This is a genomic window from Streptomyces sp. NPDC051286, from assembly GCF_044455345.1.
GTDB lineage: Bacteria > Actinomycetota > Actinomycetes > Streptomycetales > Streptomycetaceae > Streptomyces.
Genome location: NZ_JBITER010000042.1, coordinates 1 through 15,687 on the forward strand (window position 1 = coordinate 1; position 15,687 = coordinate 15,687).

15 protein-coding genes and 4 pseudogenes are annotated in these 15,687 nt (G+C 68.6%); 11 read left to right on the plus strand and 8 right to left on the minus strand.

The annotated features are described in order from the left end of the window. Positions 1 to 717: 717 nt before the first annotated feature. The 4 genes from ACIBB8_RS29850 to ACIBB8_RS29865 all read left to right on the plus strand — a co-directional run bounded on the left by ACIBB8_RS29850 (position 718) and on the right by ACIBB8_RS29865 (position 4,723). Positions 718 to 2,025: a sensor histidine kinase gene (locus ACIBB8_RS29850; RefSeq protein ID WP_398957353.1), complete on the plus strand. Its 1,308-nt coding sequence runs from the start codon at positions 718 to 720 to the stop codon at positions 2,023 to 2,025. Beyond that, the gene (locus tag ACIBB8_RS29855; protein WP_398957355.1) at positions 2,022 to 2,732 is read left to right on the plus strand and encodes a response regulator; all 711 of its coding nucleotides are present in this window, start codon (positions 2,022 to 2,024) and stop codon (positions 2,730 to 2,732) included. The genes ACIBB8_RS29850 and ACIBB8_RS29855 overlap by 4 nt, the downstream gene beginning before the upstream one ends. 26 nt (positions 2,733 to 2,758) lie before the next feature. After that, positions 2,759 to 3,226, plus strand: a complete 468-nt coding sequence (locus tag ACIBB8_RS29860; RefSeq protein WP_398957357.1) for an alpha/beta fold hydrolase — start codon at positions 2,759 to 2,761, stop codon at positions 3,224 to 3,226. A gap of 285 nt (positions 3,227 to 3,511) precedes the next feature. Then, positions 3,512 to 4,723, plus strand: a complete 1,212-nt coding sequence (locus tag ACIBB8_RS29865) for a hypothetical protein (protein WP_398957359.1) — start codon at positions 3,512 to 3,514, stop codon at positions 4,721 to 4,723. 88 nt (positions 4,724 to 4,811) lie between these two features. On the opposite strand, the gene ACIBB8_RS29870 is transcribed toward ACIBB8_RS29865, so the two are convergent. The 3 genes from ACIBB8_RS29870 to rpmF form a co-directional block, all read right to left on the minus strand. Further along, positions 4,812 to 5,180: a hypothetical protein gene (locus ACIBB8_RS29870; RefSeq protein ID WP_366691448.1), complete on the minus strand. Its 369-nt coding sequence runs from the start codon at positions 5,178 to 5,180 to the stop codon at positions 4,812 to 4,814. An 8-nt stretch (positions 5,181 to 5,188) separates the two neighbouring features. After that, entirely contained in the window at positions 5,189 to 5,446 is a 258-nt protein-coding gene (locus ACIBB8_RS29875) for a hypothetical protein (protein WP_366691429.1), read from the minus strand. Positions 5,447 to 5,518: 72 nt separating this feature from the next. Beyond that, the gene (gene rpmF / locus ACIBB8_RS29880) at positions 5,519 to 5,734 is read right to left on the minus strand and encodes a 50S ribosomal protein L32 (protein ID WP_398957361.1); all 216 of its coding nucleotides are present in this window, start codon (positions 5,732 to 5,734) and stop codon (positions 5,519 to 5,521) included. On the opposite strand from rpmF, the pseudogene ACIBB8_RS29885 reads away from it, so the two are divergent. The 4 genes and pseudogenes from ACIBB8_RS29885 to ACIBB8_RS29900 form a co-directional block, all read left to right on the plus strand. Next, positions 5,694 to 5,822: pseudogene (locus ACIBB8_RS29885) on the plus strand (IS5/IS1182 family transposase); the annotation flags it as partial. The gene rpmF and the pseudogene ACIBB8_RS29885 overlap by 41 nt on opposite strands. Positions 5,823 to 6,461: 639 nt before the next feature. Further along, positions 6,462 to 7,571: a radical SAM protein gene (locus ACIBB8_RS29890; protein WP_398957363.1), complete on the plus strand. Its 1,110-nt coding sequence runs from the start codon at positions 6,462 to 6,464 to the stop codon at positions 7,569 to 7,571. A 191-nt stretch (positions 7,572 to 7,762) separates the two neighbouring features. After that, positions 7,763 to 8,740 carry an alpha/beta hydrolase gene (locus ACIBB8_RS29895; RefSeq protein WP_398957365.1) on the plus strand — a complete coding sequence of 326 codons (978 nt, stop codon included), beginning with the start codon at positions 7,763 to 7,765 and terminating at the stop codon, positions 8,738 to 8,740. 366 nt (positions 8,741 to 9,106) lie between these two features. After that, on the plus strand, positions 9,107 to 10,462 hold the full coding sequence (locus tag ACIBB8_RS29900; protein ID WP_398957367.1) for an epoxide hydrolase family protein: 1,356 nt from the start codon (positions 9,107 to 9,109) through the stop codon (positions 10,460 to 10,462). Between the two features lie 203 nt (positions 10,463 to 10,665). Here the strand turns inward: ACIBB8_RS29900 and ACIBB8_RS29905 are convergent, their stop codons facing one another. Together ACIBB8_RS29905 and ACIBB8_RS29910 are read right to left on the minus strand one after the other, a co-directional pair. Continuing rightward, positions 10,666 to 10,938 (minus strand): hypothetical protein, encoded by a 273-nt coding sequence (locus ACIBB8_RS29905; protein WP_398957369.1) that lies wholly within the window; start codon positions 10,936 to 10,938, stop codon positions 10,666 to 10,668. Continuing rightward, positions 10,935 to 11,216 carry a hypothetical protein gene (locus ACIBB8_RS29910; RefSeq protein ID WP_366696029.1) on the minus strand — a complete coding sequence of 94 codons (282 nt, stop codon included), beginning with the start codon at positions 11,214 to 11,216 and terminating at the stop codon, positions 10,935 to 10,937. The genes ACIBB8_RS29905 and ACIBB8_RS29910 overlap by 4 nt, the downstream gene beginning before the upstream one ends. A gap of 86 nt (positions 11,217 to 11,302) precedes the next feature. On the opposite strand from ACIBB8_RS29910, the pseudogene ACIBB8_RS29915 reads away from it, so the two are divergent. Beyond that, positions 11,303 to 11,632: pseudogene (locus ACIBB8_RS29915) on the plus strand (transposase); the annotation flags it as partial. On the opposite strand, the gene ACIBB8_RS29920 reads toward ACIBB8_RS29915, so the two are convergent. Further along, on the minus strand, positions 11,615 to 12,025 hold the full coding sequence (locus ACIBB8_RS29920; RefSeq protein ID WP_398957371.1) for a hypothetical protein: 411 nt from the start codon (positions 12,023 to 12,025) through the stop codon (positions 11,615 to 11,617). The pseudogene ACIBB8_RS29915 and the gene ACIBB8_RS29920 sit on opposite strands and share 18 nt — an antisense overlap. A gap of 141 nt (positions 12,026 to 12,166) precedes the next feature. Between ACIBB8_RS29920 and ACIBB8_RS29925 the strand changes: the two are divergent. Both ACIBB8_RS29925 and ACIBB8_RS29930 read left to right on the plus strand, forming a co-directional pair. Further along, a pseudogene (locus tag ACIBB8_RS29925) lies at positions 12,167 to 13,282 on the plus strand (ISL3 family transposase); the annotation flags it as partial. A 144-nt stretch (positions 13,283 to 13,426) separates the two neighbouring features. Beyond that, positions 13,427 to 14,650: an MFS transporter gene (locus ACIBB8_RS29930; RefSeq protein ID WP_398957374.1), complete on the plus strand. Its 1,224-nt coding sequence runs from the start codon at positions 13,427 to 13,429 to the stop codon at positions 14,648 to 14,650. Positions 14,651 to 14,728: 78 nt separating this feature from the next. Here ACIBB8_RS29930 and ACIBB8_RS29935 read toward each other — a convergent pair whose 3' ends face one another. Both ACIBB8_RS29935 and ACIBB8_RS29940 read right to left on the minus strand, forming a co-directional pair. Further along, a complete protein-coding gene (locus ACIBB8_RS29935; protein WP_398957376.1) occupies positions 14,729 to 15,106 on the minus strand; it encodes a zf-HC2 domain-containing protein in 378 nt (125 codons plus the stop codon). A 147-nt stretch (positions 15,107 to 15,253) separates the two neighbouring features. Further along, positions 15,254 to 15,604, minus strand: a pseudogene (locus ACIBB8_RS29940) (LuxR C-terminal-related transcriptional regulator); the annotation flags it as partial. Between the last annotated feature and the right edge of the window lie 83 nt (positions 15,605 to 15,687).

The following is a 15,687-nucleotide window of genomic DNA, read 5'->3' on the forward strand; positions in this document are numbered from 1 at the left end:
GTATCCGGTACCTCCCGCGGACTCCGTCCCGCACCGCGACGGGCAGCGCGAGGGCGACGGGCCGCACGGCCATCGGAGTCGCAGCGGCGCCACCCACACCCACGGCGTGCCCCCCCCCCCCCCCCCCCCCCCCCCCCCCCCAACACCCCCCCCCCCCCCCCCCCCCCCCCCCACCCCCCCCCGCCGCCCCCACCCCCCCCCCCCCCCCCGGGGCGCCCCCCCCCCCCCGGGCCCCCCCCCCCGCCCTCGGCCAGGACGACACCACCGCGCTGAGCCCCGCGGAGCGGTCCCTCCTCCAGGAGTGGCTCAACCGGCTGGCCGACGGGGCCGACGGGGTCGGCTGACCGGGCGTGTGGCCGGCCGTCGCACCGGCACGGAAGGTCAGCCGCTGTGGCACACACCACACGGCCACACCCCGCCCGGCGCGGCGGACCATCGCAGTGCCGAGGCGCTGCTGAGTGTGCCGGTCGCCTCGGCGGCCACATAGGCGGCCTCCGCCAGCCGGCGATCAGGGCCGCTGGAGTCAGGGCCGTGCCGGGCGCGTGGCCGGTCAGATCAGTCCGCGGGCGGCTGCCCGGACGCCCGCCTGAAAGCGTGTGTCGGCGCCCAGCTTGGCCAGGACGGCGGCGACGCGCCGCGTGCCATCCGTGCTCCGCGGCGAGCTTCCGCGTGACGGCGATCCCGTGGGACAGGCCGTCCAGGTCGCCGGAGCGCACCGTGAGGTCGGCGAGGCGGCCCCGGCCCACGGCCACCGGATCCACCGCCACCGCCCACAGATCGGCCCCGTCGCTCAGGCGGAAACCGGCCTCGCGCACCGCGCTGACTACCGCCACGTGCGGCAGCCGCGCCACCCGCCCGGCCGTCCCCGCGCCGATCTCGGCGAAGTCGACCGCGCTGATCCGCAGATCCGTCGGCATCGCCGCCACGGCCTCCCGCCCCGCCGTGGCGCTCAGCGAGGACAGCGCCACGGTGATCGCGCTGACGAGCGCCACGCACACGGTGACGGCACCGGCGGTCGCGGTGGTGCGCCGGGGATTGCGGCGGGCGTTGGCCAACGCCAAGGTGCCGCGCGTCCCGGCCAGCCGCCGCATCGGCGCCCGCAGCACGTGGGTGACGGCCCGGGCGAACTGCGGAGTGAGCAGGATCAGCCCGGCCAGCAGCACCGGCGTGGCCAGGGACAGGACCGCGAGATCCCCCTCGCCGGCGGCCCTCTGGTTCGCGGCCGCCCTGGCGGCCGTGCTCGGCCTGTACCTCCGGTTGCTCGACCGGTACCGGGCGCAGGAGCACCGGGCCGGGCTTCAGGCGCAGCGCCTGGACCACGCGCGGGAACTGCACGACTTCGTCGGCCACCATGTGACCGCGATCATCGCCCAGTCCAAGGCCGTACGCTTCGCCACGGCGGCCGGCTGCCCGCCGTCGACCCAGGAACTGGACGGCATGTTCGCGGCCATCGAGGAGGCCGGGTCACAGGCGATGCAGTCGATGCGGAGCATGGTGGCGGTCCTGCGCAGCCCCGGCGCCGCGACGGCGCCCGGCGGCGAACTCGCCGACCTGCGCACCCTGACACAGCGGTTCGCGCGGACCGGACCGGCCACGACCCTCGCCCTCGACCCCCGTCTCGCCGCCGGCGGCCTGCCGCCCGGCATCGCCACCACCGTGCACCAGATCGTCCGCGAGTCGCTGACCAACGTCCGCAAGCATGCGCGCCGCGCCAAGGCGGTCACCGTCGACGTACGCCTGGACGGCGACACCGCCCGCCCGGCCGTTCTGGTGTCGGTGACCGACGAGGGACCGGGCACCGCCGGACACACCGCCGAACCCGCCGACCTCGGCGACGGCCCACGCTCCGGCTACGGCCTGGTCGGGCTGTCGGAGCGCGCGGCCATGGTCGGCGGCACCGTCACCGCGGGCGCGCAGGCAGGTGTGGGCTGGATCGTCGAGGCACGTATCCCGCTTCCAGGTCCGCTCCCCGAACCGCCTCTTGGACCCGGGGAAGACCGGACGAATGCCACCCTGGACGCATGACGATCAGCATTCTCATCGCCGATGACCAGCCGATGATCCGTTCGGCCCATGGCATGATCCTCGGCTCCCAGCCCGACATGGAGATCGTCGCCTCGGTGGCCGACGGCGCGACCGCGGTACGGGAGGCCAGGCGGCTGCGTCCGGACGTGTGCCTGCTCGACGTCAGGATGCCCGGCCTCGACGGCCTGGAGGCGACCCGGCTGCTGGCGGGCCCGGAGGCGGCCGACCCGCTGAGGGTTCTCATCGCCACCACCTTCGACCTGGACGACTACGTGTACCGAGCGCTGCGCCACGGGGCATGTGGCTTCCTCCTCAAGGACGGTTCCCCCGCGCTGCTCATCGAGGCCGTGCGGGCCGTGGCCGCCGACAACGCCCTCATCTCCCCGGCGGTCACGGTCCGCCTGCTGAGGTACCTGACCGACGCCGCATCCGAGGCCGCCTCCGGAAAGCCGGCCGGCCGCTCCCGGTATTCGGCCGGTATGCCGGAACTCCCTCTCACTGCACGTGAGTTGGATGTCGTACGGCTGGTCGCCCGCGGCCGTACCAACGAGGAGCTGGCGGCTGAACTGCACATCACGCTCGCCACCGTCAAGACACATCTCGGCAGCGTGCAGCGCAAGCTCGCGGCGCGTAACCGCGTCGAGATCGCCGCCTGGGCCTGGGAGAACGGCATCTGCACGGGCAGGGAGACACCGGGCGACGGCTGACCGGGCGGCGGGGACCGCTGGCCCCCGTGCTCGAGGAGGGCTACTGGTACTTCTTCTATTTCCTCACCGAGCGCGGGCGGAAGGGACTCCAGCGAAACCGGGAGGACCTGGCCCGCGTCGTCTGGCGTCGCAATTCGCCCGAATGGCGGTTCACCGAGGCCGAGTTCGCGCAGGCGGCGGAGTTGTGGGCCAACCCCGACTATGTCGACGTGGTGATCCACAGCTACCGGCACCGCCTGGCCGCCACTCCCGGTGCCCCCCGGTACGCCGGACTGGAGCGGAGGCTGCTGGACCAGCCGAAGATCATTATCCGCGCGGTCACTCTGGACGGGCAGGCCGACGGCGTCATCCCGCCGACCGACGGACGCGGGTACGCCGCTCACTTCTCGGGCCCCTGGGCACACCACGTCGTCCCGGGCGCCGGACACAACCTCCCCCAGGCGAAACCCGCGGTGTTCACCGCCGCGATCCTCGAAGTCGACGCCATGGGATGACTGCCGACTGGATCATCCCTGCCTTCGGCTCGTGCCGCTCTTCGACCCTTCCGACCTGCTGAATCGCAGCCACCGAGACGCCCTGCGTGTCGCTATGGCTGCTTCTGCGGCCCGCCGGCTCGGCGAGCACCGGGAGGCGATTGTTATGTGCGAGCAGGCACTCCCCGTTGTGCAGGCTCCCGCGCCCCGGGTCGAACGCCTGCCGGGTAGGTCTACGTCCTGGTCATCGGAGAGGAGTTGGCCGCTGGTTACGTTCACAACCCGGGCAGCCGCTACGGTGCAGTTGTGACGATCAACAGGGACACGGCATCCGGGACAGCGCTGTTGATCGCGGCAGCCCCGGCCGGTAAGGGCTGTCTCATCGATGCAACCAGCGTCCTGCCCACGCTCGCGGCCGTCCCGCCGAGCATCCTGACCGGCACGACGGCAGCCACCATCGTTGAACTCACCGACCCGGCCGACCCGCAGACCGTCCTCACCCGCATCCGCGCCGCAGCCGCCGCACCCGGCCCGCTCTCCCTCTACATCACCGGACAACTCCACCTCGACCACAAGCAGCGCCTGATCCACCTCGCACTCGCCCGGACCACGCCAACCACCCTGCGCTACACCGCACTGCCCTGGCACTGGCTGGCCGGCGAGCTCAAACTGCGCCGACCGGGCACCACCACCGTCGTCACCGACGTGGTCGCCGCCCCAGATGCCTGGCAGCAGCTGCGCACCCAGGGCCTCGCTCTCGGCCATGGGATCCGCGTATACGGCCGGATCACCCCGCCGCCGCCCCGCCGTCGAATCGCAGAACCGGCCTACTTGAAGACCCTCGCCGCCGCCTGGCGCAGTGGCATCAACCCGCCACTCGCTCAGCTCCACGAACAGGCCGCCGCCCAGGCCGGCCCCGACGACGCGCTGTTCCTGGCCGTCGACCACACAACCGTCCCCACCCCTGCGGCATCGGCTGTGCCAGTACCGAACCGGCCGCACCGGGAGCCTGCACCTGTTCCGACGGCGCCTGCTCCGGTATCGGAAAGCACCGGGGCGGCCGTTGAGGACCCGCTGCCTGCGATCTTTGCCGCCGCCCACGCCGGGCGGCACAGCGAGGCCGCGTCGCTGGCAGCCATGTGGGAGGGGTGGGCTCTGCGCACCTACGGCGCGGGCTCCGTGCAGACCACTCACTGGATCGAGGTCCGGGCCGACCTCGCCCGTCTGGCCGATGATCCGGCACGCAGCTGCGAATTGTGGATGGCTGCCGCCAACGCCCGCCTCGCCCGGCAACAGCCCCCGGACGACCCCGCCGTAGAAGGCGCCGTGGACCGCGCCCACCACCAATGGCAGGAACTTCGCGACCCACAGAAGGCCCGCAAACTCGGCCCGCCCCTGGTCTCACTACGCCGCCACGTACCCGGCCGACGCCCCGGAGCGGTCGAAGCCGCCCACCGCCGACTGGAACTGCTGCACACCATGCCCCCGGCGGAGACCCAACGTACGGCAGCATCCTGACCAGCAACAGCGCCGTCCCTCACACGCCCGGGGCGAACGCCCTTTACGTCCCGAACGAGGTCGGCGGCCGGCCCGCGGCGTTGACGAATCAGGCGTTGAGGTCCAGCACGCGGACCGGCTCGCCTTCCCACCGCTTCGGAGCGGTGGTGGCGATGATCGCTCCGTCGGGGCGGTCCGCGGTGGGCTGGGCGGCGTACTGACTGTGGGCCGCCGCCCATGTCTCCTGCCGGGCGACAGCCAGGGCTGCGGCCAGATCCAGGTCCAGGACAGTGATACCGGGCAGAGCGGCCAGATGTTCCGCCGTGCCGGGCCTTGCGCGATCGGCTTCGACGAGCGCGCACGCCGGGGCGTAGAGGAACCAGCCGGGTTCGGCGTGGGCCCGGTGGATGAGTCGTGAGGCGAGGACGTTGCCCTGGCCGGCGGCGGCCATCGCGGTGTCGTCCAGGACGATGTGCATGGCGTCACTCACCGGGCCGTCACCCGGGCCAGGCGGCGGTCCAGCTCGCTGTCCAGGTCGTCCTGTTCGGACGGGGTGGGGGCGTAGCCGTTCCAGTCCTTCAGCGCGGTACGGGCCTTCTCCGCCCGTTCGGCCCGTTCGGCTGGGGTGAGCATGGTCTCGGCCAGGCGCGCGAGATAGGCACGCAGCGACAGGCCCTCGGCAGCCGCGATCGCGGCCAGCCGGTCCTTGGCTTCCTCGGGGATACGGATATTGGCATCTGACATCGTCGTACTCCTTCCCATTCCCTCAGGATACGGGTACGGGTACGTACCCGTCATCTACGGGGTCGCCACCGCCTACCGGCTGCCCGTCGCGGGTGGCAGTACCTGACGGCCGCGATTTGTTCCGCAGTGCCGGCAGGCGGCGTGGGGTGGGGGCGGCCGGTCGCAGTCCGAGTTGGCAGATTTTGCGAGGAGCGGAGCAGCCGCCTTCCCGTGGGCTTGGCGGAAACATGTCCGCGCGAGGGGCTTCTTGTGCGCGGCGTCGGAGCCGTTCTGGACGGCCCCGTTCACCGGGCTGGGCCCTCGTCGGTTCGGCAAGCTGATCACCGCGCTGCGGCGTGGGGGTACGGACTTGGTGCGCAAGGGCCGACTGTGGAGCCCCAGAGTAATTCGCTGGACCAAGATCTCTTTCGTGGTAAATTACCGGCATGCTTATCGAGGTTGACAGACCGTAGCCGCCGGGCGTCGATGACACTATCGGCCCGTGCCATTGACTCCGGTCCGCTGTATCCCGGATGTGTATGACGCGCACGATTACACACTTCCGCGTTTGAATGTGCATGCCCTGGCACACCTTTGGCCAGCGCGCTCACATTCCTTTTTGCCTCCTGCCGGAGTACCCCGAATCAGCCTCCCCTCGTGGCGCGTTCACCGCATGCGCTGACTCCTTCGGCGACGTCGAAATTTTGTTCAAGCCGTGATTCCTCCGGTCCGGAATCGGACCGCCATGGCTGACGTCGTTCGAGGAATGCAATGTGCAGTCAGTCCTGTGCGATTCCGTCCTGCGTTCCCGTCGTCATGCGTCGGACGGCGCCCGTTCCTTTCGAGGCCTGCCTCTCGTCAGCGCGATGCCATGGCCCGCCGGGAGAGAGATCACGTGGAAGATTGTGAGCATCACCTCATGACGAACCAGCACCATGCGAACACATCAAGCGACCGGGCTCGACAGTCCCGCGTCGCCCTCGCCAACCCTCCCCCCGGTACCCGACTCGCGCGCATCCGGGAGCATCTCGAATCGATGGGCGCGCCCGATTTCCGCTACCGGCAGTTCGTGAGTGCCCTTCGCCGCGCGGAAGCCGAGACCTTCGACACTGTTCGCGAGTTGCCCGCCGAACTCAGGGCGGGACTCACCGAGAAGTTCGGGCCGCGCATACTTCCCATCGCGCCGGTTTCCCGCCAAGCAGAGAAGCAGGTCGAAAAGGTCGTCTTCGAGTCGGACCCGGGAATCCGTTTCGAGACCGTTCTCTCCCGCTACAGGGCCGGATGGTCCTCGATCTGTGTGTCGTCCCAGGCCGGATGCGGACTGGGCTGCACTTTCTGCGCCACGGCCGCCGTCGGCCTCGCCAGGAACCTGACGGCCGACGAGATCTACGCACAGGTCGTACATCCAAGCTGGCGACTGCACGACAAGGGCCTGCCGGAGAGCGTAGCGTTCATGGGCATGGGCGAGGCACTGGCCAACCCACATGTGTTCGATGCACTGCGCCTGCTTTCGGGAACTGGTTACGGGGAACTGTCGCAACGCCGCATCACCGTTTCCACTGTGGGTTTCGCGCCCAATCTGTCCAGGCTCACCAAGGAATACCCGCAGGTCACGATCACGCTGTCCGTGCACTCACCGTTCAGGGACGAACGTGCACGACTGATTCCGCTGGAGAAGAGATTCCCTCTCACCGAGAACCTGGCGATTCTGGATGAGCACGCGGGTACGGCACGCCGCAAGATCTACCTTGCGTATCTGCTGATCGCGGGTGTCAACGACACCGACGAGCACTTGCATCAGCTTGCCCGACTCGTGGCGTCGCGATCCCGGCCGGAACTTTTCCATGTGAGCGTGATCCGGTACAACCAGGCCCTGGGCGCAGATCCCGCCTACCAGGCGCCCTCGAAGACACATGTCAGTCAGTTCGTCGCAGGCTTGCGCGAACGTGGCATCCACGCCACCAGACGACGCCAGCTCGGCGCGTCCATCGATGCCGCCTGCGGCCAACTGCACGCCCGCTACGCCGCCTCCGCCCCTCCCGGCGACCCTCTCGCCGGTCTTCCGCCAATGAGTCCCGCCGAGGACCGACTGCTGCAGATCGGGCGGCCGTGCCGGTCAGAGTCTCGTCGGACGGCAACCGGCTGAAGCGCCGAACGGGGCTTCAGCACGACGACCGGAGGCGCGCGCCTGCGTCCCGGCCTCGGCCGTCCGCATCATGCACAGCACCACGGCCGTCGTTGGTCCATGCCCCACCCCGGCACCGTGAATACCCGCCCCACAGTCCTGGAGGACGTATGAACAACCATCGTGACCGAGGTCAGCGCACAGTCCCGCCCGTGCCCTTCGACCCGGAACTGAACCCCATCCTGGAGAAACTGGGAACCCCGCACGAGAACGCACCGGTGTCGGCCGACGACATCCCCCGGTGGCGTGCGCAACTCGCAACGGCAGACCCTTCACTCGATCAGCTGCGCGACCATGGCAGGTTCGAGGTCCAAAAGTTCCTCGCGCCCGGTCCGGACGGAGCACCAGACGTCTCACTCGTCGTCGCACGCCCCACCGGCCTGCGCCAACAGGCGCCAGTTGTCTACCACATGCACGGCGGAGGCATGATCGGCGGATCCAACCTCACCGGCATGCAGACGATCCTTCAAGAGTGGGCTGAGCCCCTCGAACTGGCCGTCGTATCTGTCGACTATCGGCTGGCACCTGAACACCCATACCCAGCGGCGATCGAGGACTGCTATGCCGGGTTGGTGTGGCTCGCCCGACACGCCGGGACACTCGGCGTGGACCTCCAACGTGTCATCACCGTCGGCGGCAGCGCCGGCGGGGGCCTCACTGCTGCCTTGGCCCTCATGACCCGTGACCGGAAGGGTCCCGGAATCCTTGGCCAGTTGCTGATGTGTCCCATGCTCGATGACCGCAACAACAGTTCCTCGGCACACCAGATGACCGGCCTGGGCGTGTGGGACCGCCCCGCCAACGACCTCGGCTGGACCGCTCTTCTCGGCAAGGACAGGGAAAGCTCGCAGGTCTCGTGCTACGCCGCGGCCGCCCGCGCAGCGGACCTGTCCCAGTTGCCGCCCGCCTATATCGACGTCGGTGCTGCAGAAACGTTTCGCGACGAATGCATCCAGTACGCGACGCGCATCTGGCAGGCCGGCGGAGACGCTGAACTGCACGTCTGGTCAGGTGGGTTCCACGGCTTCGACGAGCTGGCGCCACACACCGAAGTGTCCCGAGACGCCCGTCGAACCCGCTTCCGTTGGCTCTGCCGTCTGCTGAGCCGCGAGGTCCGCCAGGCGTCTTGACCGGCCCCTCCGCAGCCGCTGCGAGGCGTCAACTGCTCTCCGGCGACAACGGCCGGGCGATTGTGCCGATCGCGGGATACATGCATGTGACGTCCACCGGCGACGCGCACACGTGTCTCACATTGGGGGGGACCGGTTGGCGAAAGGTCGAGGTCAACAGACAGGTGGCTGACCAGCCGTCTGATACGTGTGAAATCAGGTAGGGTTGGGTACGAGATGCCCTAGGTGTGCGCTTAGGGATACTTCGCATCGTTGTGGTGTTTGCCGGCCTGGGTGGCTGATTGGTGTGCTACGTACAACAGTGCCGCGAATGTGACAGCGAATCGTTCGACATTCCTACTTCATGACGGACAGAAGGAGTCTTCGATGACAGAGAACGAGCGCTCGGGTCGGCTCGGCACCGATCGTCGCCGTTTCCTGGGTTTCGCGGCGGCTGGTGTCGTCGCCAGTCAGGTTGGCATGTTCGGCCAGGCTCAGGCAGCCACTGCCGATCAGGCGGCGTCGACGGGTGCCGGTACCGCGGCCGGGTGGGCGCCGCGGCCCGGCTCGGGCATCCGTCCTTTCCGTATCAAGGTCCAGCAGAAGGAGCTCAACGAGCTACGTCGGCGCATCCGGGAGACCCGCTGGCCGGACCGGGAGACCGTCAGGGATCGGTCTCAGGGCGCGCAACTGGCCAAGATGCGGCCGTTGGTGGACTACTGGGGTACCAAGTACAACTGGCGCAGCCTTGAGACGCGCCTCAATGCCCTGCCGCAGTACATCACGGAGATCGACGGGCTGGACATTCAGTTCGCGCACATCCGTTCCCCGCACGCCGACGCCATGCCGATGCTGATGACGCACGGCTGGCCCGGGTCGATCGTCGAGTTGCTGAAGATCATCGATCCGCTGACCAACCCCACGGCACACGGCGGGCGCGCCTCGGACGCCTTCCACCTGGTGCTGCCGACCTTGCCCGGCTACGGCTTCTCGGGCAACCCGACCAAGGGCGGGTGGAATGCCGCCCGCACGGCGCGCGCGTTCCATGAGTTGATGCTGCGGCTCGGCTACCCGGAGTACGTTTCCCAGGGCGGCGACTGGGGTGCGATCATCTCGGAGGTGCTGGCGGTCCAGCAGCCGAAGGGGCTGCTGGGGATCCATGTCAACATGCCCGGTACCGTGCCGGACGACATCCTGCGGCATCTGCGCAACTTCGATCCGGCCCCGGCGAACCTGTCGGCGGATGAGACGAAGGCTTACGACCGGCTGCTTCACTTCTACCGCGACGGCTTCGGGTACGCGGCGATGATGAACCAGAGCCCGCAGACGATCGGCTACGCCCTGGCGGACTCCCCGGTAGCCATGGCGGCGTACTACTACGACAAGATCGCGGAGTGGACGGACTCCGACGGAGAGCCTGAGAAGCTCTTCACGTACGACGAGATGCTCGACGCCATCTCGCTGTACTGGCTGACCAACACCGGGGCGTCGTCATCGCGGCTGTACTGGGAAGGCGCACAGGCCGGCGGCGGACCGTTCAACGCCGTTCCCATTCCGAAGCTTCCGGTCGCGGTGACGGTCTTCCCCGGCGAGATCTACCCCGCGCCGCGTAGCTGGGGTGAGCAGACCTTCGGCAACATCATCCACTGGAACGAGGTGGACAAGGGCGGTCACTTCGCCGCCTGGGAACAGCCGAATATCCTGACCGACGAACTGCGCACCGCGTTCCGAGTGCTGCGGTAGGACGGCACGGGTGTCTGGGGCTGCGAGCACATCGCCGCCCCGCACTCGGTCCCCGGCCGTACGCGACTTGTCCTGGCGGGAGAACCCATCGAGCTCCTCGGTCCCGCCGGACAGCACCCCGCGCAGGCCCGCGACCACCCGGACGACCGCCTCAGTGACCCGGCGGTCTGGGTGCTGAACGCGGCGGTTCACTGCGCTCTTTCCTAACCGAGCCAGACGAGCACAGCGATGCGGATCTCCCGGATGTCACGGAGAATGAGGTACTCGATGATGACCGGTTCGCCGGGGATTTCGAGGGAGTGGCGCACGCCGATGTCGTCCATTGGACCGCCAGGCGGTTTCCGTCCGAGGTCGATAGCACCGCCGACCTCGATGGCGAGCGCCCGCAAGAAGTTCGCGGTCATCTTTGCCAGATCGGGCGGCATGTCCATAACGGCCTGTGCGGGGATCTCCGCGGTGCGGACCGTCCAACTCACTGGGAGCCTTCGACCCGTGCGATCAGGGCGTCGACGGAGACAAGACCACGGCCGGTCGTAGCGTCGGCCCGTCCCCGCGCCGCGCCGGGAGCTCGGTTGAGCATCGCCGTCTTCCACCAGAGGTGCATCACGTCGGGAACAGCGGCCGCATCGGCCGCCAGGACCTTCCGGTAGAACTGGGCACGCTCCTCGCCGCTCAGTGAGTCGCCGATGGCGTTGATGGTGAGCGGGATCGCCGGAATCCTGCCGCTCACCGGGTGATCGGGCTGAGCAGTCACTGCCACTCTCCTTCGCTGTCGTATCCCCAGTGTCCTACGTCCTGGCGCCGGATGGGGCGAAGTCCCTGGACCTACTAGCGATGAGGCCGCTCCAGGCGGTGCCGCCCGTGCGGGGCAAGCGCGGCCGGCCCCGAAGCCGGCCCGACGTCGTACTCGGCGACCGCGGGTACGACCACGACAAGTACCGCCGGCTCGTCCGCGCACTCGGTGTGAAACCGCTGATTGCCCGCAGGGGCACGGAACACGGCTCCGGACTCGGTACCCAACGCTGGTTCGTCGAACGCGCGTTCGCCCACCTGCACTGGCTCCGCCGCCTGCGGATCCGCTGGGAGATCCGCGACGAGATCCACGAAGCCTTCCTGAAACTCGCGTGCTCACTGATCTGCTGGCGCCGCCTGTCACGGCAGACGGCCTGAGGGACCTTCGCCCTCTCGCTCCAGCCATTCCCTGACTGAAGGAGAACGGTCCAGCAGTTCGCTGGCCCGCATGCCGTCGTCGCGCGAGGTCACCCTCGGCAGCGGGGTGAAGTCGTCGGGAAGCACGTCCAGCAGGCTCATCACCCGGTCTCCCGTACGCAGGGTGATCAACAGCTCGCACCGCAGCTGACGCGGAACATCCGGGCGATGGGACAAGCTGTTCCACAGGGCCGGCCACAGGGAGTGGGTTCCGTCAGGTGCCGCATTCGCCACCACCCAGGCTGGGTCCAGCCGCTGGTTGAGGCTGAGCTCACACGCCCGTTCCTCCAGCCTGAGCAGCGAGGCCGTGTCGATGACCTTCACTTCACGAGGCAGCGGCTGATCCGAGTTCATCGCCCCATGCTGCCCGACGGCATCCCTCGACAGGGCCGGGGAGTGTCTAATCAACGGCCCTGTCTCGCTTTCGGTGGTGACGGAGAGTCGTGAGGGGTCGTTGACATTCGCGTGAAGGATGTCTATGAGCTCGTGCAAACGGTGTTCTCGGGCCTGTCCCCGCTGGTCATCGAGGATGTGGTCGACGAAGGTGAGCGGATCGTGGTGCGGGCACGGACTCCGCGGGACACTGCGGTCTGCCCGGTGTGCGGGGCCTCGTCGGAACGCGTGCACGGCTATCACCGGCGGACAGTGACCGACGTGCCGGTCGATGAACGACGAGTGGTGGCCCGTGTGCGGGTGCGGCGCCTGGTGTGCCCCACACTCGGCTGCCGCCACACCTTCCGCGAGCAGGTGCCCGGAGTGCTGGACCGATACCAGCGGCGAACCGTCCGCCTGACCAGGCAAGTCAAGGCCGTGGTCAAGGAGTTAGCGGGCCGAGCCGGGGCGCGTTTGCTGACGATACTCGCGGTGAGCCTGTCGCGTCACACGGCTCTGCGCACGCTGCTGCGCATCCCGCTGCCCGTCGGGCGGGTGCCCTGTGTGATCGGCGTCGATGATTTCGCTCTGCGCCGACGGCACCGCTATGCCACCGTGATCATCAACGCCGAGACCCATGAGCGGATCGAGGTGCTGCCCGACCGCACGGCCGACACCCTGGAGGCGTGGCTGCGCGAGCATCCGGGCGTCGAGGTCGTGTGCCGTGACGGCTCCGCCACCTACGCCGAGGCCATCCGTCGCGCTCTGCCTGACGCGGTCCAGGTCGCTGATCGCTGGCATGTGTGGCACAACCTGTGCGAAGCCGCCCTGAGCGAGGTCAAGGCGCACAGCAGCTGCTGGGCCACCGTCCTGGACGCGCCCATCTACGACGGGCCCCGCGCCCAGACCACCCTTCAACGCTGGCACCAGGTCCACGGCCTGCTCGACCAGGGCGTGGGCCTGCTCGAATGCGCCCGCCGCCTGCAACTGGCCCTGAACACCGTCAAGCGCTACGCACGCGCCGACCGGCCCGAGCGCATGCTCCGCGTCCCCAAGTACCGCGCCAGGCTCGTCGATCCCTACCGCGAACACCTGCGCAAACGCCGGGCCGACGATCCCGGCGTCCCCGTCAAGCACCTCTTCGAAGAGATCAAGGCCCTCGGCTTCACGGGCTGCCTCAACCTCCTGCACAAATACATCAACCAAGGCCGCGCGGATGCCTTCCGCAGCCACATCTCCTGGCAGCCAGGTTGCAGAGCGATTCAGCAGGTCTGCGACATCACCCTCGCGTCACAAGAGTGATGTCGCAGACCTGCCAGCCCTCACTGCGCGGGGCCTGCTGAACTGATCACGCAACGACAGGCCCTTCACGGGACGGAATTCATGGCCTCGACAAACACCACCACTTACCACTCTGACGGAGTCGGCTTACCGACTCGATCTCCCCTGATCGGGTGGCTGGCCGTGAGTTCGATCATGCTGGGAATCTTCTCAATCGTCACGACCGAGATCTTGCCGATCGGCCTGCTCACTACGATTGGCTCCAGCTTCGCCATCTCCGACGGGATGGCCGGGCTGATGATGACCATGCCCGGGCTTCTCGCGGCCGTCTCCGCACCCGTGGTCACCGTGGCGACCGCACACATCGACCGCCGTCTGATGCTGTGCGTGTTCATGCTCCTGCTGGCCATGGCGAACTTCCTGGCCGCCACGGCACCCGACTACTGGCTGGTCCTGGTCTCCCGTGTCATCGTCGGCATCGTCATCGGGGGCTTCTGGTCGATCGGTGCCGGATTGGCCGAGCGTCTGGTGCCCGCGGCGTCGGTCGGCCGTGCCACGTCGGTGGTCTTCTCCGCAGTACCGCTGGGCTCCGTGCTCGGTGTACCGGCCGGCACGTTCATCGGGGACCTGGCCGGCTGGCGCACGGCTTTCGTCGTCATGGGTGCCCTCACCGTCGGTGTACTGACCATGCTGCTCCTGGTCATGCCGCCGCTGCCGCCCAACCGGACGACCCGTCTGAGTGTGCTGCGCGGCATGTTCAAGAGCGTCAACACGCGTTTCGCCCTGCTGCTGACCTTTTTGGCCGTGCTGGCGCACTTCGGGACCTACACCTACGTCACTCCGTTCCTAGAGCACGTCACCCATGCCGGCTCGCAACTGATCACCGTCTTCCTGTTGGTCTATGGTGCCGCAGGAGTCGTCGGCAACTTCCTGGGCGGAGCGGTGGTCACCCGCTACCCCCGAGCCACCTTCGCTCTCGCCGCCGGCGTGATCGCAACCGTCACCTTGCTGCTGCCAGTACTGGGGCGCTGGCAGATCTGCGCCGTCGCCCTGCTGATCGTCTGGGGCGTTGCCTATGGCGCCGTCCCCATCTCCTCCCAGACGTGGTTCGCCAAGGCAACCCCCCACGCGCCCGAGGCAGCGTCGGTGCTGTTCACCGCCTCCTTCCAGGCAACGATCTCGCTCGGCGCGCTGGCCGGTGGTGTCATCGTGGACCGGACCTCCCCGTCCACGGTCATGACGTTCGGCGGCCTTGTCGCCGCACTCATGGTCGTGGCCGCATGGGCGCACTTCGCCCGCCGTCTGACATGGCCGGACAACACCTGACAGCTCGCAGAAACCTCGGACGCTTGTTCCAACGGCGGCGGGACTGTAAAACGTTCGTAACGTTTTACAGTCCCCCGCTCACCCGAAGTGCGTCGTGGTCTTGCTGACCCATTGGGACAGTGTGATCTGCATGGGCAGGGCCGCCCTGTCCGGCCTGCGGCGACGGGGCGACGCGTGGCTGCATTCGGCCCGGGTGACCGCGCACATCCGCTGGTTTTGGCCTCTGCCGCAGGCCAGGGCGTCGCGGAGAAGGGACAGATGTGCCGCCACGGCTGTGAGGCAGCCATGCTCGTCCCGGCATGTGTCGCAGGTTGCCAGGTGAGACCCCACCGCGCTCGCCTCATCGGGTGCGAGAGTCTTGAGCGCGTGTCCGGCCAGCAGTTCACAGAACGTGCGGCATTCCTCGACGGCTGACTCGTCGCCGTACTCCGTGGTCAGGCAGTGGGCTTCGATCATGGCGAAACCTCCGTTCGTGGTCTCACCATCTCCCAGGAACGGCCCCCCGCGCGTCGTCCCCGCGCAGCGATTTACGGCTACCACGACCGCGGTATCCACCGCGCCGGCCTACGGCCGGGGCGGAACACGGAACACCGTGCCAGCGATTTATGCGGGCGCCCGCGGGCGACCCGGTTCGGTCGCCGGACTGACCAGCCCGCACTGGTAGGCGATGACGACGAGCTGGGCACGGTCACGAGCCGCCAGCTTGGTCATGGCCCGGTTGACGTGGGTCTTGGCGGTCAGCGGGCTGACGAACAGGCGATCGGCGATCTGTTCGTTGGACAGGCCCAGTGCAACCAGGCCCGTGACGTCGCGTTCCCGCGGCGTCAAGCGCTCCAGCCGCTCATGCGCGGATGCCTGGCACGGGTCCGGCTGGGCCAGAAACCGAGTGATCAACGCTCGCGTCGCCGCCGGGCACAGCAGCGCCTCGCCGCCCGCGACCGTGCGGACGGCGTCTTCGTTGTCGGCGGCGGAGAGATCCAGGACCACGGGGGCCTGGTCGGCGACGTGCTGCGCCCGGTCCGCGTACCCCACCAATG